The 24017-nt window shown below is 59.9% G+C and carries 18 protein-coding genes and 2 pseudogenes; 3 read left to right on the plus strand and 17 right to left on the minus strand.

Annotated elements, in window-relative coordinates:
• Nucleotides 1-96: 96 nt before the first annotated feature.
• A pseudogene (lpdA, locus tag LJU32_04490) lies at nt 97-1496 on the plus strand (dihydrolipoyl dehydrogenase).
• Nucleotides 1497-1606: 110 nt separating this feature from the next.
• Here the strand turns inward: lpdA and LJU32_04495 are convergent.
• Nucleotides 1607-2079 (minus strand): annotated as a pseudogene (locus LJU32_04495) (Lrp/AsnC family transcriptional regulator).
• Between the two features lie 145 nt (nt 2080-2224).
• Here LJU32_04495 and LJU32_04500 point away from each other — a divergent pair.
• On the plus strand, nt 2225-2854 hold the full coding sequence (locus LJU32_04500; GenBank protein ID WKV89635.1) for a LysE family translocator: 630 nt from the start codon (nt 2225-2227) through the stop codon (nt 2852-2854).
• On the opposite strand, the gene LJU32_04505 is transcribed toward LJU32_04500, so the two are convergent.
• From LJU32_04505 to LJU32_04530, 6 genes are all read right to left on the minus strand, one after another.
• On the minus strand, nt 2851-4986 hold the full coding sequence (locus LJU32_04505; GenBank protein WKV89636.1) for a hypothetical protein: 2136 nt from the start codon (nt 4984-4986) through the stop codon (nt 2851-2853). The genes LJU32_04500 and LJU32_04505 overlap by 4 nt on opposite strands.
• Nucleotides 4973-6157: a DUF3142 domain-containing protein gene (locus tag LJU32_04510; protein ID WKV89637.1), complete on the minus strand. Its 1185-nt coding sequence runs from the start codon at nt 6155-6157 to the stop codon at nt 4973-4975. The genes LJU32_04505 and LJU32_04510 overlap by 14 nt, the downstream gene beginning before the upstream one ends.
• Nucleotides 6158-6291: 134 nt before the next feature.
• Nucleotides 6292-7119 (minus strand): methyltransferase domain-containing protein, encoded by an 828-nt coding sequence (locus LJU32_04515; GenBank protein ID WKV89638.1) that lies wholly within the window; start codon nt 7117-7119, stop codon nt 6292-6294.
• Entirely contained in the window at nt 7113-8267 is a 1155-nt protein-coding gene (locus tag LJU32_04520; GenBank protein ID WKV89639.1) for an acyltransferase, read from the minus strand. The genes LJU32_04515 and LJU32_04520 overlap by 7 nt, the downstream gene beginning before the upstream one ends.
• Nucleotides 8264-9565: a glycosyltransferase gene (locus LJU32_04525; GenBank protein ID WKV89640.1), complete on the minus strand. Its 1302-nt coding sequence runs from the start codon at nt 9563-9565 to the stop codon at nt 8264-8266. Before LJU32_04525 ends, LJU32_04520 begins: the two co-directional genes overlap by 4 nt.
• Nucleotides 9559-11136, minus strand: coding sequence for a glycosyltransferase (locus LJU32_04530; GenBank protein ID WKV89641.1), 1578 nt, complete (start codon nt 11134-11136; stop codon nt 9559-9561). Before LJU32_04530 ends, LJU32_04525 begins: the two co-directional genes overlap by 7 nt.
• 525 nt (nt 11137-11661) lie before the next feature.
• Here LJU32_04530 and LJU32_04535 point away from each other — a divergent pair.
• Nucleotides 11662-13098: a glycosyltransferase family 4 protein gene (locus LJU32_04535; GenBank protein ID WKV89642.1), complete on the plus strand. Its 1437-nt coding sequence runs from the start codon at nt 11662-11664 to the stop codon at nt 13096-13098.
• Here the strand turns inward: LJU32_04535 and LJU32_04540 are convergent.
• The 10 genes from LJU32_04540 to LJU32_04585 form a co-directional block, all read right to left on the minus strand.
• Nucleotides 13081-13707: a glutathione S-transferase gene (locus LJU32_04540; GenBank protein WKV89643.1), complete on the minus strand. Its 627-nt coding sequence runs from the start codon at nt 13705-13707 to the stop codon at nt 13081-13083. The genes LJU32_04535 and LJU32_04540 overlap by 18 nt on opposite strands.
• 104 nt (nt 13708-13811) lie before the next feature.
• Entirely contained in the window at nt 13812-14738 is a 927-nt protein-coding gene (locus tag LJU32_04545; protein ID WKV89644.1) for a LysR family transcriptional regulator, read from the minus strand.
• A 75-nt stretch (nt 14739-14813) separates the two neighbouring features.
• Nucleotides 14814-16646, minus strand: coding sequence for a glutamine--fructose-6-phosphate transaminase (isomerizing) (gene glmS / locus LJU32_04550; GenBank protein ID WKV89645.1), 1833 nt, complete (start codon nt 16644-16646; stop codon nt 14814-14816).
• A 2-nt stretch (nt 16647-16648) separates the two neighbouring features.
• Complete coding sequence (locus LJU32_04555) at nt 16649-17425, minus strand: DeoR family transcriptional regulator (protein WKV89646.1); 777 nt, start codon at nt 17423-17425, stop codon at nt 16649-16651.
• Nucleotides 17426-17634: 209 nt separating this feature from the next.
• Nucleotides 17635-19002: a bifunctional UDP-N-acetylglucosamine diphosphorylase/glucosamine-1-phosphate N-acetyltransferase GlmU gene (glmU, locus tag LJU32_04560; GenBank protein ID WKV89647.1), complete on the minus strand. Its 1368-nt coding sequence runs from the start codon at nt 19000-19002 to the stop codon at nt 17635-17637.
• A gap of 117 nt (nt 19003-19119) precedes the next feature.
• Complete coding sequence (locus LJU32_04565; protein ID WKV89648.1) at nt 19120-19545, minus strand: F0F1 ATP synthase subunit epsilon; 426 nt, start codon at nt 19543-19545, stop codon at nt 19120-19122.
• A 45-nt stretch (nt 19546-19590) separates the two neighbouring features.
• Nucleotides 19591-20970: a F0F1 ATP synthase subunit beta gene (atpD, locus tag LJU32_04570; protein WKV89649.1), complete on the minus strand. Its 1380-nt coding sequence runs from the start codon at nt 20968-20970 to the stop codon at nt 19591-19593.
• Between the two features lie 27 nt (nt 20971-20997).
• Nucleotides 20998-21858 carry a F0F1 ATP synthase subunit gamma gene (gene atpG, locus LJU32_04575; GenBank protein ID WKV89650.1) on the minus strand — a complete coding sequence of 287 codons (861 nt, stop codon included), beginning with the start codon at nt 21856-21858 and terminating at the stop codon, nt 20998-21000.
• Nucleotides 21859-21908: 50 nt separating this feature from the next.
• On the minus strand, nt 21909-23453 hold the full coding sequence (gene atpA / locus LJU32_04580) for a F0F1 ATP synthase subunit alpha (GenBank protein ID WKV89651.1): 1545 nt from the start codon (nt 23451-23453) through the stop codon (nt 21909-21911).
• A 21-nt stretch (nt 23454-23474) separates the two neighbouring features.
• Entirely contained in the window at nt 23475-24011 is a 537-nt protein-coding gene (locus tag LJU32_04585) for a F0F1 ATP synthase subunit delta (GenBank protein ID WKV89652.1), read from the minus strand.
• Between the last annotated feature and the right edge of the window lie 6 nt (nt 24012-24017).

Below are 24017 nucleotides of genomic sequence, written 5' to 3' on the forward strand. Positions count from 1 at the left end.
GCCTTGACCGAAATGTCCGGCAAAGCTCATATTACGTACATAATTTTTATCGCGACTAATCTTGGCTATCCCCTTCGAGCAATCTGGAGCAAGCGCATGAGCAACTATGACGTAGTGATTCTGGGCGGCGGCCCCGGCGGTTATAACGCAGCGATCCGCGCCGGCCAGCTTGGCCTCAAAGCCGCTTGCGTCGAAGGACGCGCGACCCTCGGCGGCACCTGCCTCAACGTTGGTTGCATGCCGTCCAAAGCCTTGTTGCACGCCTCAGAGCTGTACGCCGCTGCAGTGGGCACCGAGTTCGCCAATCTCGGCATTGAGGTCAAACCAACACTGAACCTCGCGCAGATGATGAAGCAGAAGGACGAAAGCGTTGCTGGCCTGACCAAGGGCATTGAATTTCTGTTTCGCAAAAACAAAGTCGACTGGATCAAGGGCTGGGGCCACATCGACGGCCCCGGCAAGGTCACAGTGACCGACGATCAGGGCAACAAGACCGAGCTCAACGCCAAGGACATCATCATCGCCACCGGCTCCGAGCCCACTCCCTGCCCGGCGTCGAGATCGACAACCAGCGCATCCTCGATTCCACCGGCGCGCTGTCGCTCGGTGAAGTGCCCAGGCACTTGGTAGTGATTGGCGCCGGGGTGATCGGCCTGGAGCTGGGTTCGGTATGGCGGCGACTCGGCGCGCAGGTCACCGTGGTCGAATACCTTGATCGCATCTGCCCCGGCGTCGATGGCGAGGCCGGCAAGACCTTGCAGCGCGCGCTGAGCAAGCAAGGCATCGCCTTCAAATTGAGCTCGAAGGTCACCAGCGCCACCAGTTCAGCTACAGGCGTGCAGCTGAGCGTCGAGCCTGCCGCCGGTGGCACGGCTGAGCTGATCGAAGCCGACTATGTGCTGGTGGCCATCGGGCGCCGGCCATACACCCGGGGCCTAGGGCTGGAGAACGTCGGCCTGAGTACCGACAAGCGCGGCATGCTCGCCAACCAGCAACATCGCACCGAAGCCGCCGGGGTCTGGGTGATCGGCGACGTCACGTCCGGGCCGATGCTCGCGCACAAGGCTGAAGACGAGGCCATGGCCTGCGTCGAGCAGATCCACGGCAAGGCTGGCGAGGTCAATTACGCGCTGATCCCCAACGTCATCTACACCCAACCGGAACTGGCCAGCGTCGGCCAGACCGAAGAACAGCTCAAGGCCGAGGGCCGTGCCTACAAGGTCGGCAAGTTTCCCTTCACCGCCAACAGCCGGGCGAAGATCAATCACGAAACAGAAGGCTTTGCCAAAGTCCTCGCCGACGAGCGCACGGACGAAGTGCTCGGCGTGCATCTGGTCGGGCCGAGCGTGAGCGAGATGATCGGCGAGTTTTGTGTGGCGATGGAGTTCAGCGCCTCGGCCGAGGACATTGCCCTGACCTGCCATCCGCACCCGACGCGTTCGGAAGCGTTGCGTCAGGCAGCGATGAATGTCGAGGGGATGGCGACGCAGATGTAGCTTGGAAATACGGCGTCTGGTTAATCGCTATCGCGAGCAGGCTCACTCCTACAAGGAGCATCGCGTTCCCCCTGTGGGAGCCAGCCTGCTCGCGAATGGCCCTACTCGGTCTACAGCGGAAGATGCCCCAACGGCAACGCCCCCGGCGCTTTCACCGTATGAATGGCAAAGTTGCTGCGAATATCGCTCACCCCGGCAGTTTCAGGAGGTGCGCACTGACAAAGCGGTCATAAGCGCGCAAGTCAGGGACGACCACTTGCAAGAGGAAATCCGATTCGCCGGACACCAGAAATGCTGAGACCACCTCTGGCAGCGCAGTAACAGCGGCATAAAAAGCCTCGGCACGTTCTTCGTTGTGCCGCTCGACCTTGACCCCGACAAACACCGTCAGCCCCAGCCCGACTTCATCGCGATCGAGATTGGCCTGGTAGCCTCGAATCACCCCCGCCTCTTCCAGCATGCGCACCCGGCGCAGACACGGCGAAGCCGACAGGCCGATTTCCTCCGCCAGCTCGACATTGCTCAAGCGGCCGTTGCGTTGCAGCGCGGCGAGAATCTTGCGGTCATAGGCGTCGAGTTTCATCTTTGGCAGATCCCGATAGTCTGGCGATGTAAAATCAGCAGGTTATGCCAAAAACGCCACGGTTTGAAGCCGACTACGCAAGCACCTGCCCTGCTCTCTCGCTCTAGACTGGCCGAAGTAAATCGACATCGAAAAGGGGTGTGATGTGGCAAGTCTGTGGCTGTTTATCCTGACGCTGGCTGTGGTTCTGCTACTGCCGGGACCGGACATGATCCTGCTGTTGCAAACCGGTGCGCGGCAAGGTCGAGGTGCGGCGCTGGCCACAGCGCTGGGCCTGGCCATCGCCCGTGCCTGTCACGTGGCACTGGCGGCATTGGGCCTGGCGGCGCTGTTCAAAACCGCACCGTGGACGTTTGATGTGGTGCGCATCGCGGGTGCGGCGTATCTGCTGTGGATCGGCATTCAATGTTTTCGCAGCTCACTGGTTCCGAACCTGCAAACAGGAGAAGCGACGCCTACCGAGGATCAGTGGCGCCAAGCGATCCGGCGCGGCCTGCTGACCAACCTGCTCAACCCCAAGGCATTGCTGTTCTGCTCGGTACTGTTGCCACAGTTTATCGTCAGCGACGGCGCGCCGGTGCTGACACAGTTCGCCGTGCTCGGCCTGGTGCTGGTCAGCGTCGGGCTGCTGTTCGACAGTGTTGTCGCCATGACCGGCGCGGCACTGGGCCGTTGGCTGCAACACAGTCCGACCGCCCAGCGCATTCAGCAATGGCTGTTCGGCAGCCTGTTGATTGGTTTTGCCGTGCGCCTGAGCTTCATTCAGCAGGCTTAAGCCTTGCGTACCTTGCGCTGACGACGGGTAATGAGCAGTAACGCGATGGCCGTGACCACGACGAAGACGCCAATCTGCACCGGCCACTTGTACGGCCGCAGTGTTTCACGCACGGCATCGGTCACCTGGGTGACGTAGCGCTTGTCAGCATTCTCGAAGTCCGGGTAAGGACATTGATTACCGAAGTCCACCGCCCACAGCACATAAGGACCTTCCTTGACGTAGCGCTGGTACAGCGCACTCTGGTCTTCAAGGCTGCTGTTCCAGCCGGCCGCGTTGCACAACACCGCCGCAAACGCCTGACTGGTGTGCGGCAGGTTATCGGCGGCGCGACTGGCCAATGCCGTAGCGACAAAACGATAGTGATAACGCTGATCCGGTTGCGCGGCGCTGGCCTGCTGGCGCTGCACTTCCGCCGTGGAAATCAGCGGGCCGACATCCAGCTTCGTGCTCTCCAGCGTGTAATTGCCGCCGAAGGTGGCGTAATCAGGCGCCATCTCATAACCGAGGATGTCCATGCCCCACTCCCGGGCCGTCCATGCGGCGTTGTACAACGCACTGGCGCGTTTGCTCGGCCACCACGCCGACTCGGCCTTGAGCCGTTGCTCGCCATACAGCCTGGCCTTGTGCTGCAGTTCGTCACTGGCGAAATAAGCGACCGCTTCCTCGTAACGCCCCTCACGCAGCAAGCGCCGACCGAGCAGATTGCGCAGATTGGCGGCCGCCGACAGCGGCACATAGTTGTCGCGCTCCTGTTGGGTCAATGGCGGCGGCGCCGGCACGTTCTCATCGATATAACGCTTGAGCTCATCGACCGTCAGCACGCGCTCGGCAACTGTCGCGGCATCGAACCAGTAAAGGCTATTGCTGCGATACAACTGCACAAAGGCTTGCAAATACTCGCCGCGTTGCAGCGCCAGGATCGCGCTTTCGCCCTCGACCCGACATTTTGGCTGCACCGTTTCAAACGCCCAGTCCGGCGTGCGGCGATAACCCCAGTCTTCGTTTTGCGGGAAGGCCTGGGCGGCTTTGGCGTAGGCGGCGGCAGCGGCAGTCGTATCGCCGTCACGCACTGCGAGTTTTGCCCGCAGCCACCAGGCCAGCCCGCCGTCGCCGGCGTTTACCAGAAAGGCCTTGGCGGACGCGTAATCGCCCTGTTGATAACTCATCGCCGCCAGTCGATCGGCATTGTCGAGGCTGCCACGCGTGCTGTTCTGCAACAGCGTCACCAGTTTCTTCTCGTTTGGCGGCTGCTCACCAAATGACCAGCCCTGACGGCTGACCAGCGATGCCGTGACCAGTTGCTGCACCGCTGGCTGCTGCAGCAGCTTCGCCAGCTGAGATTCCGGCAATTCGGCCAGTTCGTTCATCAGTTGCTTGAGCGAGGTGTAACCGACGGCCGAACCGTGCAGGTTCTGTGCTTCGTACAGTTCGATGGCGCCGCTCCAGTCCCCGGCACTGCGCAGCACCCGCGCCTCCTCACCGAGGCTGGCAACGCCCAGTTCCAGCGGATCGCTGAAGCCGTCGATACTCAACTGCCGGGCCTGGCGAAAGGCATCACGCGCCTGTTCCAGCGCTTCGATACGATCGTGCGCCTCGTTGCTCAGGGCAAAAGCGATGCGCCCCAGGGAATACGCCGCCCAGGTGCTGCGCAACGGGCGCTGGTCTGCCGGCAGCGCCAGCACTTTGTTGAAATAGTCTGTGGCCAATTGCTGATCGCCGGTGGCAAAGGCCACGGCGCCGGCGACGTACAAACGGATTTCCGCCGGCAGACTGGCGCCCTGCTCCTCGGCCTGATGCGCATCGCTGAGCCCGCGCAGTCGCTTGACCACGGCGTATTGCTCAGCGCTCAGGCCCACCTGCTCAGCCTGTTCGCGCGCCAACTCTGACGCGTTGTCTTCAGCGTAATCGTTAGGGTTATGGGTCGCGGCAGTGACATTTTTCAGCCCGGCAATGGTTTTACCGAGGCGACTGACCTCGAAGCTGAAACTGCCCTCGGGCAGATCGGCCAAGGTCTGTGCGCGATTGTCGAGCAGGCGCATCGGGAAGTCCGGGCCGCAGGCCAGCGCCGAACCCAGCGGCAGGCTGAGGCTCAGGCAGAGCAGATGGCGGGGCCAGTTACGGGTCAACATGCGAACCTCCTTGATCAATATGTGCACAACGCGCCCAACCGACAGCGCGCTGCCCGCCCGCCGGCAAGCGGCCGTCTCGCAGGCGGGTGAAGGTAAGCAGATTGGCGCTTTGTTGCAACGAGTAACCAGCGAGCGCATCGGCGCCTGCACAATCCTGCGCCTTCAGCCTGATTTGCGCGGGCCACGGGCTGTCGAGATTGCCGCGGTTTTCGAGCTGGATGTCATAGAGACCGCCCTGCTCTTTGAATGACAAGCGCAACTGACTGCTCAACACATCGCCGCGAGCCACGGCACGCAAAGTGGTGAGGCTCCAGGCGCGCCGATCGTTGGCCAGCGGCAAGCGAAACCAGATCAACCCGGCCAGATGCTCGGGTGGATCCTCGCGCAAGGTCTTGGCGAGTTGGCTGAGTTGCTGCGGATCGGCGAGCAGCTCCCGGCGCTGCCCGCCGCGCTCCAGTTGTACTTCACTCTCCACCACCGGCGCGCCACCGTCAGCGCCCAACAGCGCAACGCCATAAGCTGGCAGCGCCAGATAGAAGGGTTTGTCGCTGATACGGGCCCAGGCCTTGGCCCATTTCAACGCCTGCTTGGCGTCGAATAGACCCAGTCGCGGATCGCTCACGGCATGGACTTGCAGCACGCTGCTATCAACGCTGTGCAAAAGTGCTGGCAATTGCGCACTGTCGAGCCAGGCCGGCAGCGCGGTAATGCTCAAAGGTAGAGATGGCGGCAAAGCTGCGCGCAAATGCTTGAGGAACTCAGCGTACGCGGGCAGCCGTGCATTGCCGGCATCGTGGTCGATCTCGACGCCGCTCAGCGTGAGGCCCCGCGCCTGCCAGTCGGCGATGACTTGCAGAATCTGCGCGGTGACCTGCTCCTGATCCAGTGATCGAAGCTGGCCGTCGAGGCGAACCACCGCGATCAACGATCGGCCATCCGCTTTCAGTAACGCTGGATCGACCTGCGCCCTGCTCCAACGGGTACCGGGAAAACCCTGCAATGCCAGCACCCGCACCGTCGAGAAGTCACTGCGACTGTCGCTCAATGCCGGCACGTGCGCGGACGTCCATTGCCGCTGCCAGACGTAGAGTTGCTGGTCCAAGGCTGGTGCGACGTGTTGCTCGCAGCCCACAAGCAAGACGCCAAGAAACAGACCCACGATAAACCGCATACCCTGAAAATCCCTGAGACCACAGGCCGCAAGGTTACACAAAAACCCGTAGGAGCTGACGAGTGAAACGAGGCTGCGATCTTTTGATCTTGCTTCAAGACTCCAGGTCAAAAGATCGCAGCGTGCCGCAGCTCCTACACGGATGCCGCTGGTTTACGCGCGATGATCACTTGACTCTTCGCCACCACCGCATCCAGCGCCTGTTTGATCTGCGCCCCGCGCGGGGAGTCGAGTACCGCTTGCCACGTGTCGGCCCAGTGATTGAGCAGTGGGTGATCCGGGTTGCTGAATTCGACCTTGGCTTCCCAGAACAGCATCATCCACATCGACCAGTAAAAGCCGTATTGGCTATGGCTGATGATTTCCAGCCCGGCGTCGCTGACCATCTCCTTGAACTGCTCTTCGCTGATGATGCGTATGTGATTGGGTTTCTGGAAGTACTCGGGTGCGGCGATGTCCTTTTGCAGGTCTTCGGAGCTCGGGTGCGGCACACTGAGCAGGTACAACGCGCCAGGTTTTCCAACCCGTACCAGCTCAGCGAGAAACTGCGCAGGGTCGTCGACATGTTCGATCACTTCCGTCGAGACCACACGTGTCGCCGTGGCGTCGGCAATCGGCAGCGGATTGCAATCGGTGACGTGGCACTCAACATCGCGCGCCGGAGTATCGTTCAAGCGCTGGCGGGTGGCTTCAACCTTGGCCGCATCGATATCGGCAATGATGATCTTCGCCCCGCGCGTGCCGCAAAAATGCACGTTACCGCCATCGCCGCAGCCGACGTCGAGCAGCGTGTCGTCGGGGCTTACCGGAAACCCTGTGAACAGTTCGCCGGTTTGCTGATTGAACCAGCCGCTGAGCATCGCATCGTGCAGGCCGAGCATGTACGGGTCGGTCTTCTCGGCAACCGCCGCAACAGGCTGCGCCGGCGAGGCGTTCGTGAGTTTCTTCAAAAGGCTCAGCATGAGGTGGCTCCAGTGGATGGAAGGGCGGATCGGGGCGTGCCGAGGCGCTTGACCAACGCGGCGCCACGGTTGCGCATCGGCATTTCGATCAAGCGGTAGTTCAGTTCACTGAGCAACACGATAAGTGCGCACGCCAGCAACAGCGTGCACACCGGATGCCCGGCAGGACTCGGCAAACCGGCGCTCTGCAAACGGAAAATCACTTCACGCACCAGTTGATAGGCCGGGATATGGATCAGATAAATGCCATAGGAGCGGCTGCCGATCCACGCGAGTAACCGTTGCACCGCACCGGCAGGCACCAGGTAATCGCGGTTGTATGAAGCGATCCACACCAGCACGGCACTGAGCAGGGCGATTGAACCGATGCGATAAGGCGCGAAGGTGAAACGATCGGTGGCCATGAAGCTGAGCAGCAATGCGAGGGCGATCAAGGCTGAAATCCCCGCCCACGGTGGAGCCAGCCAGGTTGGCTGCCAGCGCTGATAACCGGGCCGTGCGCTCCACATCGCCAACAGCACGCCAAGGGCCAGCGCGTCGGTGCGCACCACCATCAAAAACGGGGTGCGCACGGTCAGAATCTGCACCGCGACCAGCGCCAGCAGCGCCCAGACCAGGCGCTGGCGAAATAGCAGGATCAGCAGCGGAAACAGCAGATAAAACTGCTCCTCCAGCGCCAGGCTCCAGTAGACAAAACTGCTGCCGTATTCATATCGGAAGAAGCTGTCGGCAAAACGGAAATTGGCGTATTGCAACACGCCGGCCAGGGTCGCTTGCACGTTGGCATGCCAGGTACCGAAAGCGCCGGAGCGATTGAGGAACACACAGGCCAGCAGCATCAGCGCGAGCCATAGCCAAGCCGACGGCAGCAGGCGAAAGGCGCGGCGCAGCCAGAAGTTGCGCGTCTGCTGCCAACACTCCTGGCGACTGGTACAACCTTGCAACGCCGGAACCAGGCTGCGAGCGATGACAAAACCGGAGATGGCGAAAAACAGATCGACGCCCCACCACGTTTGCAGACTGCCGTGAATGCTGTCCAGCAAAGGCACCGGGTCCGCGAACAGACTGCCCTGCAGGTGATGGAACAATACTCCCAGTACGGCGACGGCGCGCAGCACTTCTATATCCATGATGCGCTTGCCGTTCATGCTTGGCAGGCTTCCCCTGCAGCGGCACGGTGTTCGAACAACTGTGCAAGAAATGCCCGCAGGCGCTGCTCTGCCACGGCCTGACTGCAAAAAGCCTGCAGGCTGTCGACCGCTTGTGCGGACATCGCGGCATAACGCTGCGGCTGATTTTTTGCAACGTCGTAACTGGCCCGGTAGGCCTCACATAATGATGCCCAGTTGGTCACGTACCGCAGCGTGCGAAATGCCTTGCGCGGATCGTGCGGCCAGGCTGTCAGTTCGTCGGTGGACTCGATCAGAAACGCGTTCTCAGCGCTCAGGTAATCGATCATTGCCGTGGTTCGAGGCGCTACTGCGGGCTTGCCGCAAGACATGAACTCCATCAGAGGCAGGCACTGGCCTTCCCCGTAGGACGTGTTCACGACATAACGAGTCGCCTGCACGAGTCGCTCGTAGTCCGGATCGGCGAGATAACCGTGAATCAACACGATACGGCACCGATAGGACTGGTTTTTGTACAAATGATGGAGGATGTCAGCCAGCGCCTCTTCAGCATCGAAGTGTGTCAGTTTCAGCACCAGGGTAGCGTCTTCGACTTCGCGAAAGCTAACACAGAACGCGCTGAGCATGTCCTCCCAGTTCTTGCGGCCATCGCCGGGATTGAACACTGACGTATACACCACGCCCTCAAGGGACAGGGTCTGCTCGGTCACCGGTGCGGCAAAATCAATGCCCTCGCCGCTGCGCAAATGCTCTGGGGCGAAGGCATTCAAGTCGAGCTGACGGCTGTCGGCCACCAGCCCTTTGATCGTCAAGCGCAACGGCTCGGCAGCGCAATGATCCTGTGCTTGCATCCCGCGTGCGGCGAAGCGGTCCCAGACCGGCGCCGGGATGGCGCTGATCGGGTAGTCCGCGGACATGGCTTCGCGGACCGCAGCGACGGTATAACTGGAATGGGTGACAGCCGCTCCGCAGGCGTGCAAAACGCTGCGCCAGTCGTTGCGTGGCTCACCGGCGAACGGCTCGTTGGGGATCGTGCTGAATTCCCAGGCAAACACCGGCACGGTCGGACACGCCAGATCGACTGGAGTGCGGTGCGGTGGCGAAAACGAGAAGAATACACAAGGCTCGCCTCGCGCCAGGCATTCGCCATAGAGCGCGTCGACTTGCGTCAGCGGATCAGCCACTTCGATAACGCGCCCGATTCGTTCGAGAACCGGTCGATATTCCTTGAGCACGAAGTAATAGCTGTACTCCGACCGCCCCAGATTTTGCGTAATGGTGTGCTGATTGGTTTCAGAATGAATGATGATCAGCATGAGGCGTTATCCAGAACAGGCTCGATATCAGCGGCCTTGGGAGCCACCGCGAAAAAATCCGCCAGGCGTGTCTGCAATGGCGCGAACGCACAGTAATCGTGCATCCGCTCGATGGCGGCGGCCGACATCCGCTGGTAATCCTGCGGGTGCGCAGTGGCCATACGGTAACTGTTTTCGTAGGCGCTTTTCAGCGAACCCCAGTCCGGTCGGTAGCGCAGGGTGCGGTAAATAATCCGCGTGTCCTGGGGCCAGATCGTCAACTCTTCGCTGGACCTGACCACGAATGCCACCGACTCGTCGATGTAATCCTCCATGGCCGTATGGGCAGGCGCGATCACCGGTTTGCCGCTGGACATGAATTCCATCAACGGCAGGCACAAACCTTCGCAGCGCGAGGCATTGACGTAGAACGTCGCCGCCTTGTAGAGCTCGGCATACTGCGCGTCGTCAAGGTAGCCGTGCATCACCACAACGCGGCAAGCGAACGGGCTGAGCTGCGCGAGCAACGTCATCAATTCGCTGTAATACAAGGCCAGATCGTTCTGGGTGATCTTGACCACCAGGGTCGCGTCTGGCTGCTCGCGAAATGCCCAGCAAAACGCGGTAATCAGTTGATGCCAGTTCTTGCGGCCATCCTTGGGATTGAACACCGAAACGTACACCACACCGTCGACACGGGTTTCAACGATGCGGTCGGTGGCCGGCAGGTCCAGCGGCGGTGGTTCGCTGACCAGAATCGGTTGCGCGCCGCAAATGGCGGGCAGACGTTGCTCGAGCCAAGCGTGAAGGTTGTCGGGAACGCGATCACGAACCCCTTCCCAATACCAGTTCTGCAGGTATTTTACCCTTGGGACCGGCTCTGCCAGGTCACGCCCGAGATCCAGTGCCCACAGGCGCAGATAGTGCCGGGCGATGACGAACCGGCGCTTGAGTGTCAGCGGCGGTGGACGCGCGGCTTCTATTTCAGCCGCCAGCGCAGCCTCTTCTTCAGGCGTCAACGGAGCGGGGATCAGCGCATCGGCCGACAAGTCGAGTTCGCGGCTATCGAAAATACAGCCTTTGATCGCCAAGGTTGCGCCCGCGTTGATCGATGTCGGGACATGCGCCTGACGAATATCGGAAAACTTTTCCCATAGCGCTGTCGGCAACACCAGCACCGGAAAATCCTCACCCATGGCTCGCCGGATCGCCCGGGCAGTGTGGCTCGACAAGGTGATAACCCGGCCCTGGCGCGCGAGCATTTGCGTCCAGTCCTGGCGTGGGTCGTTGTCCCACTGTTCGTCGGGAATCGAATCGAACTCCCACGCCACGACGCACATCGTCGGGCAATGAAGATCGGCCGGGGTTTTCTGCGGAGGGGCGAACGACAGGAATACGCTGTCTTCGCCAGCGGCGAGCAGTCGCCGATAGAGCGGGTCGACTTCTGCCACCGTGGATACGACGTGCACACGACCGAGGCTTTCCAACAATGGACGATAAGCCTTGAGCACAAAGTAATAACTGTATTCGGGACGACCAAGACTCTGGCCGATGGAGTTGTCGTTGACATCTGAGTAAAGAATGAAATTCATGGCATCCCACGATAAAGCAGCCATACCGGCAACTTCATGCTGTGACGACCAGATACTGGATCGGCCCGGTAGTACCGGCACGCGTCCTTCATCAGGCACGTCTTAGTTCTTGTTTTAGTGGTCAGTTTCACTCTGCGCCGCAACCCCCGAAACACCGTTCGGATTATCGCGACAAGGGGCATTCTAAACACATCCATCGAGGGTTCGGGAACCGTCCCGCGTGAATAAATCGGTCTACGCTATCCAGAACTGACCGGTCACGGTTTGGCCTGTTGAAATTGTCGTGCAATTGGCACAGATTGATCGCAGAACAAATACAACAACTGTTTCGCCTGTTGTCCTACCGGGTTTTTCTCTCGGTCTGACAGCCCCTTCTACACCGCGTGTAGGAAATGGCGAAAGATCAGCCCAAGGGGTCGTGGTTTTGAAAAATTGCCTGCTTGTCACGGGTCTCGCCAGTTTCGCGCATCACTCTCCGCGCCTAAGTTTGGTGTCCGCAGGAGCGGCGAACTCGGAGCGCGCGCTATGACTCGACTGTTGGTGGAGTGCACACACGTATTCAACCACCCGAAACTCAATTCGGGGATTCAGCGGGTGGTGCGCAATGTCATTAACAAACTGCCCTCCAGTGTTGGTGATAGCGAGTGCATACCGGTGGTATTGCTCAATGGCCAGCTCTATCGGGTCTTGCGCCTGGCGCCCCTGAACACGCCGGTGTTCAACGCCCTCGCGACATTCGCTGATCGCCTGGAACGCCTCGCTCATCGCTTCTGGCAATGGCATCAGCGCCGCGACGCCAAATGCCCGTCGAAGCTGACACGGAGGGCGCTGTATGTGGCGTATCGCCTGACCTCATTCGCCGTATTTGGTGTGCCGCTGCGATTGTTCACCCGCCTGCGGCATTTCCAGTTACTCAAGCGCTGTTCACCGTTGCAGCACCAGCCTGATGATCAACTGGTGTTGCTGGACTCGTCGTGGCATTCGGATTTCTTTCCCCATGTCGAACGGCTCAAGCGCGAAGGCGTCGCAATCATTGCGGTGATCTATGACCTCATTCCCCTGACGCATCCCCATTTCTACGAAGCCCGGCCCGCGCAGGTGTTCAGTGAGTGGTTTGACTGGGTGTGCCGCACTGCCGACGGTTACATGGCCATTTCCGCCACTGTGCGCGACGAGGTGCGCCATGAACTGCAGCGCCGACTCGGCCCCGCGCAGGCTGAAAAGCGCTGGTTCGACTACTTTCATTTGGGCTCCGAGCTGGACTTGCACAATTCGGCAGCAGCAGTGGAACCCGCTTTGCACCAAATGTTCGAGGCACCCGGCCCGGTTTTCCTGATGGTCAGCACGATCGAGCCGCGCAAGAACCATGCGTATCTGCTCGATGCTTTCGAGCGTGCCTGGGCGGGCGGCTCCGGCGCCAGGCTATGCATCGCAGGGCGCATCGGCTGGAAGTGCGACGAGTTGCTATCGCGAATACGGCATCATCCCGAGCTCAACCGACGCCTGTTCATGTTCAACAACCTGAGCGACACCAGCCTCGAGCATGCTTATACGCGAGCCAGCTCATTGGTCTTTCCGTCATTTGTCGAAGGTTTCGGCCTGCCTCTGGTAGAAGCCATGCAACGAGGCTTGCCGGCCATGGGAAGTGACATCGCGGCATTTCGTGAAATAGGCGGCGAGTTCATGGCCTATTTCGATCTGCAGGAGCCGCAAAGCCTGACCGACCTGATCAAGGCCTTCGAGGCCAGCGGCCAGTTCCCTGCCAGCAAGGATGTCAACGAATGGCGCTGGATTGACTGGCGCGAAGCAAGTCAGCAACTGGTCGAGCGCATTGCGCGACGCGTCCTTGCGGGACAGGCCACGCAAGCCGGCGTTACCCGCGAGAGCGCAAGTGAAGCGGTAGATGAGCCGCCGGGGCTTGGCGAATATCCGCGACTGCGTCCGTCAGGCAGTTTTCTGTAGCCCGGCCACCGTACGCGGCATCGCGACAAAACCCGGCAACGCTTCGATCCGCGCCAGCCAGGCGCGAACGTTGGCGTAGTCATCCAGCGAGACATTGCCCTCCGGCGCGTGGGCAATGTAGCTGTAGGCAGACACGTCAGCGATGGTCGGCTTTTCGCCCGCCAGATACGCTGTCTTGCCCAATTCCAGCTCCATGACCTTGAGCAGGTTGTGCGCACGGCCAATGACCTCCTCGGCATTCAGTTGCGCACCGAACACCGTGATCAGGCGCGCCGCCGCCGGGCCAAATGCGATCGGTCCCGCCGCCGCCGACAGCCAGCGCTGCACATGGGCTGCGCCCACCGGGTCGGTCGGCAGCCAGCGACCGTTGCCATACTTCTGCGCCAGATAAACCAGAATCGCGTTGGAATCGGCCAGCACCACGCCGTTGTCATCAATCGCCGGCACTTGACCGAAGCTGTTGATCGCCAGGTACTGCGGCTGCTTGTGCTCACCCTTGGCCAGATCGACGAAGATCAGCTCGGTCGGCAGTTGCAGCAGCGACAGCATCAACTCGACGCGATGGGCATGGCCGGAACGTGGGAAGTTGTAGAGTTTGATCGCTTGCATGGTCGACTCCGCTGAAAAGTGACGTCGCTACGGGGATGAGCGCGCCGATGGAGCCATCATCTATGGGTTGCCGGAACAACAGAATAACCAGCAGCTGCAATCGATTATTTCATCTCGTGCAATAACGCCGCTGCGCTCAAGGCCGGATGCTCGCGCAGCGCCTTCACGGCGAAGTCGACAAAACTGCGGATCCGCGCCGGCGCCTTGCGCCCGCCTTGATACACCACATGGATCGGCAACGGCGGCAACTCAAACTCGGCGAGGACGATTTCCAGCTCGCCCGCCGCCACCTTGTCCGCGACTTGATAGGACAGCACTCGCGTCAGGCCCAGGCCTTTGCGCGCGGCGGTGATCGCCGACTGATTGGCCGTGACGGTCAGGCGCGGTTCGGTGCGCACGCTGAGGGCTTCACCGCCGTCGAGAAACGGCCAGTTACGTTGCTGGCCTATCGCGGATGTCGCCACCACCGGCAGCGCGGCCAGGGCCTGGGGATGCTCGGGTCGGCCATACTCGGCGAGAAAATCCGGCGAGGCACAGATCACTCGCCGCACTTCCCCGACGCGAATCGCATGCTGATTGCTGTCCGGCAGCTCACCGATACGCACCGCGACATCAATGCCCTCCTCGACCATATTGACGACCCGATCCAGCAACAGCGCGTTGATCGACACATCCGGATAACGACAGAGGTAATCGGCCATCACCGGCGTCACAAACAGATCGCCAAACAACACCGGCGCAGTAATCGTCAATTGCCCGCGAGGCAAGGCATGGCTGCCTGCCGCCGAATCCTCGGCCTCCTGCACTTCGGCGAGAATCCGCCGGCAGTCATCGCAGTATCGCTGCCCGGCTTCGGTGAGATGCACGGTGCGCGTAGTGCGCACCAGCAACTGCGTACCAATGTGCTCCTCCAGCGCCGCCACCGCCCGCGTGACACTTGCCGCCGACAGACCCAGACGCCGCGACGCCGCCGAAAAGCCTTGCTCCTGGGCAACGACAACGAAGATCTGCATTTCCTGAAAGCGGTCCATGGGATTCCTCGGTGGCGGATACGACAATCGCAGCCGAGGCTGCGATTGTGGGAGCGTAGATCAACGGTGGATAACTTATTCCACAGTGACCGATTTCGCCAGGTTACGCGGTTGATCGACGTCGGTGCCCTTGAGCACGGCAACGTAATACGACAGCAGTTGCAGTGGGATCGTATAAAGGATCGGTGAAAGAATGTCGTGAATGTGTGGCATCTGCACTACGTGAGTGCCTTCGCCATTGGTCATCGCGGCCTTGACGTCGGCAAACACAATCAGCTCACCGCCACGGGCGCGGACTTCCTGCAAATTGGACTTGAGCTTCTCCAACAGTTCGTTGTTCGGCGCGACGGTGACCACCGGCATGTCGTTATCCACAAGTGCCAGCGGGCCATGTTTTAGCTCGCCGGCCGGGTAGGCCTCGGCGTGGATGTAGGAGATTTCCTTGAGCTTCAAAGCACCTTCCATCGCCACCGGGAATTGCGCGCCACGGCCGAGAAACAGAGTGTGGTTTTTCTCGGCGAACAGCTCGGCGATTTTTTCCACGGTGCTGTCCATCGCCAGCGCTTCGCCGAGACGGGTCGGCAGGCGACGCAGTTCTTCGACGAGTGTGGCTTCGACGCCGTTGGCCAGAGTGCCGCGCACCTGACCCAGCGACAAAGTCAGCAGCAACAGGCCGACCAGTTGCGTAGTGAAGGCTTTGGTCGAGGCCACGCCGATTTCGCGACCGGCCTGGGTCAACAGGGTCAGGTCGGATTCACGAACCAGCGAGCTGATGCCGACGTTGCAGATGGCCAGGCTGGCGAGAAAGCCCAGCTCCTTGGCATTGCGCAGCGCCGCGAGGGTGTCAGCGGTTTCGCCGGATTGCGAGATGGTCACGAACAGCGTGTCCGGCTGCACCACCACTTTGCGATAACGGAATTCGCTGGCGACTTCGACCTGGCACGGGATGCCGGCCAGTTCCTCGAGCCAGTAACGCGCAACCATGCCGGCGTGATAGCTGGTACCGCAGGCGACGATCTGCACATTGCGCACTTTGGCGAACAGCTCGGCGGCTTGCGGACCGAAGGCCTCAACCAGCACCTGATTATTGCCTAGACGACCTTCGAGAGTGCGCTGGACCACGGCCGGCTGCTCGTGGATTTCCTTGAGCATGTAGTGGCGGAACTCGCCCTTGTCGGCGGCTTCGGCACCGTCGGTGTATTGCACGGTCTGGCGCTCGACGGCATTGCCGTTTATGTCCCAGATCTGCACGTTGTCGCGACGGATTTCAGCGATATCGCCTTCTTCCAGGTACATGAAACGGTCAGTGACCTGACGCAGAGCGAGTTGGTCGGAAGCGAGGAAGTTTTCGCCCAGACCCAGGCCAATCACCAGAGGGCTGCCACTGCGCGCGGCGACCAGACGATCCGGTTGCTGTGCATTGATCACCGCCAGACCGTAGGCACCGTGCAGCTCCTTGATGGTCGCTTTGAGCGCGGCCGTCAGGTCCGGTTGTTCCTTGAGCTTGTGGGTCAGCAGGTGGGCGATGACTTCGGTATCGGTGTCCGAGCTGAACGCATAGCCCAGCGCTTTGAGTTGTTCGCGCAGCGCTTCGTGGTTTTCGATAATGCCGTTGTGCACCACTGCGATGTCCCCGGAAAAATGCGGGTGGGCATTGCGCTCGCACGGCGCGCCATGGGTCGCCCAACGGGTGTGGGCGATACCGAGGCGGCCGGCCAGCGGCTGTTCGGCCAGTGCGGTTTCCAGTTCGCTGACCTTGCCCGGACGACGCATGCGTTCCAGGGTCTGGTCGTTGGTATAAACCGCCACACCGGCGCTGTCATAGCCGCGGTATTCGAGGCGCTTCAGGCCTTCAAGAAGGATGGCGGTGATATTACGTTCAGCTACTGCACCGACAATGCCACACATGGTTATTTCTCCTGACTGACAGCCGCACAGATCAACGTGATCCCGCGGGCCTGAAGCTGATCGCGTGCCTCGACGGTCAGGCGATCATCGGTAATGAGGGTATGGATGCTGCTCCAGGGCAGCTCCAGGTTGGGAATCTTGCGGCCGATCTTATCGGCCTCGACCATGACGATGACTTCTCGCGCAACGTCGGCCATCACCCGGCTGAGGCCGAGCAGTTCATTGAATGTGGTAGTGCCGCGAACCAGATCGATGCCGTCGGCGCCGATGAACAGTTGATCGAAGTCGTAGGAGCGTAGTACCTGCTCGGCGACCTGGCCCTGAAAGGATTCCGAGTGTGGATCCCAAGTGCCGCCGGTCATCAGCAATACCGGCTCGTGTTCCAGTTCGCTCAAAGCATTGGCGACATGCAGCGAGTTGGTCATCACCACCAGGCCCGGTTGCTGGCCCAGTTCGGGAATCATCGCCGCAGTGGTGCTGCCGCTGTCGATGATGATGCGCGCGTGTTCGCGGATGCGTTTTACCGCCGCGCGGGCGATCGCCTGCTTGTACTTGGAAATACTCTGCGCCGCTTCTGCGACCAGTTCTTGCGGCATGGTGATTGCACCGCCGTAACGACGCAGCAACAGACCATGGGTTTCCAGCGCCGCGAGATCCTTGCGAATCGTAACTTCGGAAGTTTCGAAACGCTTGGCCAGCTCATCGACACTAACTTCGCCCTGCTCATTGAGCAAGGCGAGGATGTTATGACGACGCTGGGGAGTATTGCGCTTGGACATGGCGACCTAAGTTTCGTTTCGAAAGATAACGCAAGCAATGAAACGCTATCGAAAGGTTGCCGTCAAGACGCGGAGAGAAAAATTCAGAAAGATTGAAATGAGTGTGGGAGCGGGCTTGCTCGCGAAAGCGGTTGTTCATTCAACATTGATGTCGACTGAAACCACGCCTTCGCGAGAAGGCTCGCTCCCACAGGGGGATTGTGGATAAATCAGGATTTTTTGATTTTTTCCGGGCGCTTCCAGCCATCGATGTTCTTCTGACGGGCTCGGCCAACCGCCAGCTGAGCGTTATCCACATTTTGCGTGATGGTAGAGCCAGCCGCAGTGGTTGCACCATTGGAGATATCCACAGGGGCAACCAGCGAGTTGTTGGAACCGATGAACACATCCGCGCCCAAAACAGTTTTCCACTTGTTGGCGCCATCGTAGTTGCAGGTGATGGTGCCAGCGCCGATGTTGGTGCGCGCGCCGATTTCGGCATCGCCCAGGTAGGTTAGATGCCCAGCCTTGGCACCCTCGCCCATGTGCGCATTTTTGAGCTCAACGAAGTTACCCACATGGGCGCGCGCTTCGAGCACAGTGCCCGGGCGCAAACGCGAGAAGGGACCGGCGTCGCTGCCTTCACCGAGAATGGCACCTTCGATATGACTGTTGGCCTTGATGATCACGCCTTTGCGCAGGGTACTGTCCTTGATCACGCAGTTCGGGCCGATCTGTACGTCGTCTTCAATGATCACCTTGCCTTCAAGGATCACGTTGATATCGATCAGCACATCGCGGCCTACGCTGACTTCGCCACGTACGTCGAAACGGGCCGGGTCGCGCAGGGTAACGCCTTGAGCCATCAGGCGACGGCCGGCGCGCAACTGGTAATGACGTTCCAGTTCAGAGAGCTGCTTGCGATCATTGGCGCCCTGCACTTCCATCGGGTCGTGCGGTTGTTCGGTAGCCACGACCAAACCATCGCTGACCGCCATTTCGATCACGTCGGTGAGGTAGTACTCGCCCTGCGCGTTGTTGTTCGACAGGCGACTCACCCAGTCAGCCAGGCGATCGGCCGGCACAGCGAGGATGCCGGTGTTGCCTTCGGTGATCGCACGTTGCGCTTCGCTGGCATCTTTGTGCTCGACGATTGCCGCGACCTTGCCGTCAGCATCACGCACGATGCGGCCGTAACCGGTCGGGTCATCCAGCTCAACAGTGAGCAAACCCATCTGCCCGGGCACGACATGCTTGAGCAGACGTCGCAGGGTTTCCACTTCAATCAGCGGCACATCGCCGTAGAGGATTAGCACGGTGCCCGCTTCGATGAACGGCACCGCTTGAGCGGTGGCATGGCCGGTGCCCAGTTGCTTGTCCTGCAACACGAAATTCAGGTCATCAGCTGCCAGACGCTCCCGCACCGCATCGGCACCGTGCCCGATCACCACGTGGATGCGTTGTGGATCAAGTTGTCGGGCGCTGTGGATAACATGACCAAGCATGGAGTTGCCGGCAATCGGGTGCAGCACCTTGGGCAGCGCCGAACGCATGCGAGTGCCTTGACCGGCCGCGAGGATAACGATTTCGAGAGACATGACTGGCTACCAATCCTGGGTGGTCAGCGACTGCGACCGGTTTGTGGGAATTCGGAAAAGAAAAAGGGTAGCCGAGGCTACCCTTTTTTATCAATCGCACAACAAGCGGCTGACGGATTAACCGCCAAACTTCTTGCGGATCTGCTGGACGGTGCGCAGCTGGGCTGCAGCCTCGGCCAGACGAGTGGCAGCGGCGCCGTAATCGAAGTCCGCGCCTTTTTCGTTCAGGGCATTCTCGGCAGCCTTGAGAGCTGCCTGAGCCTGAGCTTCATCCAGGTCGGCGGCACGTTGCACGGTATCGGCAAGTACCTTGACCATGTTCGGCTGAACCTCGAGGAAACCACCGGAGATGTAGAACACCTCAGCTTCCCCGCCTTGCTTGATCAGGCGGATCGGACCCGGCTTGAGATTAGTGATCAGCGGCGCGTGACCCAGAGCGATACCAAGATCACCCAGTGCACCGTGCGCAATCACCATCTCGACCAGGCCGGAAAAGATTTCCCCTTCCGCGCTGACGATATCGCAATGGACTGTCATAGCCATCTGATTGCCTCAACCTAAATTAGCGCCCGTTGCCGGACGCCGGGATTACAGTTTCTTGGCTTTCTCGATCGCTTCTTCGATGCCGCCAACCATGTAGAACGCTTGTTCTGGCAGGTGGTCGTAGTCACCGTTGAGGATGCCTTTGAAGCCAGCAATGGTGTCTTTCAGGGAAACGTATTTACCCGAAGCACCGGTGAAGACTTCAGCCACGAAGAACGGCTGCGACAAGAAGCGCTGGATCTTACGAGCACGGTTAACCAACTGTTTGTCGGCTTCCGACAGCTCGTCCATACCCAGGATCGCGATGATGTCTTTCAGCTCTTTGTAACGCTGCAGAACGTACTGAACGCCGCGAGCGGTGTCATAGTGGTCCTGGCCGATCACGTTCGGGTCCAGCTGGCGCGAAGTCGAATCCAGTGGATCTACCGCCGGGTAGATACCCAGGGAAGCGATGTCACGGGACAGAACGACGGTAGCGTCCAAGTGGGCGAAGGTGGTCGCTGGCGACGGGTCGGTCAAGTCGTCCGCCGGTACGTATACCGCCTGGATCGAGGTGATCGAACCTTCCTTGGTCGAAGTGATACGTTCCTGCAGAACGCCCATCTCTTCAGCCAGGGTCGGCTGGTAACCTACTGCCGAAGGCATACGGCCCAGCAGTGCGGATACTTCGGTACCGGCCAGGGTGTAACGATAGATGTTGTCGACGAACAGCAGAACGTCGTTACCTTCGTCACGGAACTTCTCGGCCATGGTCAGGCCGGTCAGAGCTACGCGCAGACGGTTTCCCGGCGGCTCGTTCATCTGACCGTAAACCAGTGCCACTTTGTCCAGAACGTTGGAATCCTTCATCTCGTGGTAGAAGTCGTTACCCTCACGAGTACGCTCACCCACACCGGCGAACACGGAATAACCGCTGTGCTCGATGGCGATGTTACGGATCAGTTCCATCATGTTTACGGTTTTGCCTACACCGGCACCACCGAAGAGACCGACTTTACCGCCCTTGGCGAACGGGCAAACCAGGTCGATAACCTTGATGCCGGTTTCCAGCAGGTCGTTGCCGCCTGCTTGCTCGGCGAACGAAGGTGCTGCGCGGTGAATGCCCCAGCGCTCTTCGGTGTCGATCGGGCCAGCTTCGTCGATCGGGTTACCGAGGACGTCCATGATCCGGCCCAGGGTCGCTTTACCGACCGGTACGGAGATGGCTGCGCCAGAGTCGCTGACTTCCAGACCGCGCTTCAAGCCCTCGGTGGAACCCATCGCAATGGTACGCACCACGCCGTCGCCCAGCTGCTGCTGAACTTCCAGGGTGGTTGCGGCCGCGCTTTGTACAGTCAGCGCGTTGTAGATGCTCGGTACGCTGTCGCGTGGAAATTCCACGTCGATAACGGCGCCGATGATTTGAACGATACGTCCGCTACTCATAGCTGGATCCTCTGAATATTTGAACCGTTAAACCGCGGCAGCGCCGCCGACGATTTCCGAGATCTCTTGGGTGATCGCAGCCTGACGCGCCTTGTTGTAGATCAGCTGCAAATCGCTGATCAAATCACCGGCGTTGTCGGTAGCGTTCTTCATCGCGATCATCCGCGCAGCCTGTTCAGCCGCGTTGTTCTCGACCACCGCCTGGTAGACCTGCGACTCGACGTAACGGACCATCAAGCCGTCAAGCAGCTCCTTGGCGTCCGGTTCGTAGAGATAGTCCCAGTGGTGCTTGAGATCCTGATCCGGGGTGGCCACCAGTGGAATCAACTGCTCCACGGTAGGCTGTTGCGTCATGGTGTTGATGAACTTGTTGGACACCACGGACAGGCGGTCGATACGGCCGTCCAGGTAGGCATCCAGCATCACCTTGACGCTGCCGATCAGATCATTGATCGACGGCTCTTCACCCAGGTGGCTGATAGCTGCAACGACGTTACCGCCGAAGTTGCGGAAAAAGGCCGCACCCTTGCTACCGACTACACACAGATCAATCTCGACGCCGTTTTCGCGGTTTACCGCCATGTCCTTGACCAGGGCCTTGAACAGGTTGGTGTTCAAGCCGCCGCACAGACCACGGTCACTGCTCACCACAACATAACCAACGCGCTTGATTTCGCGGTCGATCATGAACGGGTGGCGGTATTCCGGGTTGGCGTTGGCCAGATGCCCAATTACCTGGCGGATACGCTCCGCATAAGGACGGCTAGCAGCCATGCGCATTTGTGCCTTGCGCATTTTGCTGACCGCCACTTTTTCCATGGCGCTGGTAATCTTTTGCGTGCTTTTGATGCTCGCAATCTTACTGCGAATCTCTTTTGCGCCTGCCATGTAACACCTATCAGGTTAGCAAGCGGGAGCCTCGCGGCTCCCGCTGCGGCTTACCAGGTTTGGGTGGCCTTGAACTTCTCGATACCGGCTTTCATGCCAGCGTCGATTTCGTCATTGAAGTCACCTTTAACGTTGATCTTGGCCATCAAATCGGCGTGATCGCGGTTGAAGAAAGCAATCAGCGCTTGTTCGAAGCTGCCGACCTTGGCGATTTCAATGTCAGTCAGGAACCCACGCTCAGCGGCATACAGCGACAGCGCCATGTCAGCGATCGACATTGGTGCGTATTGCTTCTGCTTCATCAGCTCGGTAACGCGCTGACCATGCTCAAGTTGCTTGCGGGTCGCTTCGTCCAGGTCAGAAGCGAACTGGGCGAATGCCGCCAGTTCACGGTACTGAGCCAGAGCGGTACGGATACCACCGGAGAGCTTCTTGATGATCTTGGTCTGAGCGGCACCACCCACACGGGATACCGAAACACCGGCGTTCACTGCAGGACGGATGCCCGAGTTGAACATGGCCGATTCCAGGAAGATCTGACCGTCGGTGATGGAAATCACGTTGGTCGGAACGAACGCGGAAACGTCGCCAGCCTGGGTTTCGATGATCGGCAGTGCGGTCAGGGAACCGGTTTTGCCGGTCACTGCGCCATTGGTGAACTTCTCTACGTATTCTTCCGAAACGCGGGATGCGCGCTCCAGCAGACGGGAGTGGAGATAGAACACGTCGCCTGGGTAAGCTTCACGGCCTGGTGGACGGCGCAGCAGCAGGGAAATCTGGCGGTAAGCCACTGCCTGCTTGGACAGATCGTCATAAACGATCAGCGCGTCTTCACCGCGGTCGCGGAAGAATTCACCCATGGTGCAACCGGAGTACGGTGCCAGGAATTGCAGCGCAGGAGATTCCGAAGCACTGGCAGCCACGATGATCGTGTTGGCCAGGGCGCCGTTTTCTTCCAGCTTGCGAACCACGTTGGCGATGGTCGATTGCTTCTGACCGATTGCAACGTAGACGCAGAAAATGCCGCTGTCTTTCTGGTTGATGATCGCGTCGATCGCCAGAGCGGTTTTACCGATCTGACGGTCACCGATGATCAGCTCACGCTGGCCACGGCCGACAGGGATCATGGCATCGACAGCCTTGTAGCCAGTCTGTACAGGCTGGTCTACCGACTTACGCCAGATCACGCCTGGAGCAACTTTCTCGACCGCGTCGGTCTCGGTGTTGCCCAGTGGACCTTTGCCGTCAACAGGGTTACCCAGAGCATCGACTACGCGACCCAGCAATTCCTTACCAACGGGAACTTCGAGGATGCGGCCGGTGCACTTGGCGCTCATGCCTTCAGCCAGCGACTGGTAGGAGCCCAATACCACGGCACCTACGGAGTCCTGCTCCAGGTTGAGGGCCATACCGTAGACGCCGCCCGGAAACTCGATCATCTCGCCGTACATGACGTCGGCCAGACCGTGAATCCGCACGATGCCGTCAGATACGCTGACGACAGTGCCTTCGTTACGGGCTTGGGAGGTCACATCGAGCTTGTCGATGCGGCCCTTGATAATTTCACTTATTTCGGAAGGATTGAGTTGCTGCATTGCTCTGCTGCCCCTTCAAACTCAAGATTTCAATGCTTCGGCAAGTTTCGCGATTTTGCCGCGAATCGAGCCATCGATAACCAGGTCGCCGGCGCGGATCACGACACCACCAATCAAGGCAGCGTCCTCCGCAACTTGCAGGCGCACTTCCCGGTTGAGTCGTGCACTGAGAACCTTGGCGAGTTTGTCTTGCTGTTCTTGGTTCAATGCAAATGCACTGGTTACTTCAACGTCTACCGATTTCTCTTGTTCGGCCTTGTACAGGTCGAACAGAGCGGCGATCTCCGGCAGAAGCAGGAGACGGTCGTTCTCGGCAACGACGTTGATGAAATTGCGTGCCTTTTCATCAAACTTGTCGCCGCACACGTCAATGAACGTGGCGGCCTTTTCTGCGCTCGTCAGTCGCGGGGCCTTGAGCACGCGCTGCAGGGTGTCGTCTTGCGACACCGCTGCTGCCAGGCCGAGCATGGCTGACCAATTGGCCAGTTGCTGGTGGGCCTGAGCGTGCTCGAAGGCCGCCTTAGCGTAAGGTCGGGCCAACGTGGTCAGTTCTGCCATGATCGC

This window comes from Pseudomonas sp. B21_DOA, assembly GCA_030544685.1.
Taxonomy (GTDB): Bacteria; Pseudomonadota; Gammaproteobacteria; order Pseudomonadales; family Pseudomonadaceae; genus Aquipseudomonas; species Aquipseudomonas fluorescens_AO.

Excerpts from the sequence above, each read along its gene's own strand:
- LJU32_04525 (WKV89640.1), bottom strand. The coding sequence starts at position 9,565 with ATGCTGATCATCATTCATTCTGAAACCAATCAGCACACCATTACGCAA.
- LJU32_04585 (WKV89652.1), bottom strand. The coding sequence starts at position 24,011 with ATGGCAGAACTGACCACGTTGGCCCGACCTTACGCTAAGGCGGCCTTC.
- LJU32_04520 (WKV89639.1), bottom strand. The coding sequence starts at position 8,267 with ATGAACGGCAAGCGCATCATGGATATAGAAGTGCTGCGCGCCGTCGCC.
- LJU32_04540 (WKV89643.1), bottom strand. The coding sequence starts at position 13,707 with ATGCAAGCGATCAAACTCTACAACTTCCCACGTTCCGGCCATGCCCAT.
- LJU32_04555 (WKV89646.1), bottom strand. The coding sequence starts at position 17,425 with ATGTCCAAGCGCAATACTCCCCAGCGTCGTCATAACATCCTCGCCTTG.
- LJU32_04565 (WKV89648.1), bottom strand. The coding sequence starts at position 19,545 with ATGGCTATGACAGTCCATTGCGATATCGTCAGCGCGGAAGGGGAAATC.
- LJU32_04535 (WKV89642.1), top strand. The coding sequence starts at position 11,662 with ATGACTCGACTGTTGGTGGAGTGCACACACGTATTCAACCACCCGAAA.
- atpA (WKV89651.1), bottom strand. The coding sequence starts at position 23,453 with ATGCAGCAACTCAATCCTTCCGAAATAAGTGAAATTATCAAGGGCCGC.
- LJU32_04545 (WKV89644.1), bottom strand. The coding sequence starts at position 14,738 with ATGGACCGCTTTCAGGAAATGCAGATCTTCGTTGTCGTTGCCCAGGAG.
- LJU32_04515 (WKV89638.1), bottom strand. The coding sequence starts at position 7,119 with ATGCTGAGCCTTTTGAAGAAACTCACGAACGCCTCGCCGGCGCAGCCT.
- LJU32_04505 (WKV89636.1), bottom strand. The coding sequence starts at position 4,986 with ATGTTGACCCGTAACTGGCCCCGCCATCTGCTCTGCCTGAGCCTCAGC.
- glmS (WKV89645.1), bottom strand. The coding sequence starts at position 16,646 with ATGTGTGGCATTGTCGGTGCAGTAGCTGAACGTAATATCACCGCCATC.
- atpD (WKV89649.1), bottom strand. The coding sequence starts at position 20,970 with ATGAGTAGCGGACGTATCGTTCAAATCATCGGCGCCGTTATCGACGTG.
- LJU32_04510 (WKV89637.1), bottom strand. The coding sequence starts at position 6,157 with ATGCGGTTTATCGTGGGTCTGTTTCTTGGCGTCTTGCTTGTGGGCTGC.
- atpG (WKV89650.1), bottom strand. The coding sequence starts at position 21,858 with ATGGCAGGCGCAAAAGAGATTCGCAGTAAGATTGCGAGCATCAAAAGC.
- glmU (WKV89647.1), bottom strand. The coding sequence starts at position 19,002 with ATGTCTCTCGAAATCGTTATCCTCGCGGCCGGTCAAGGCACTCGCATG.
- LJU32_04530 (WKV89641.1), bottom strand. The coding sequence starts at position 11,136 with ATGAATTTCATTCTTTACTCAGATGTCAACGACAACTCCATCGGCCAG.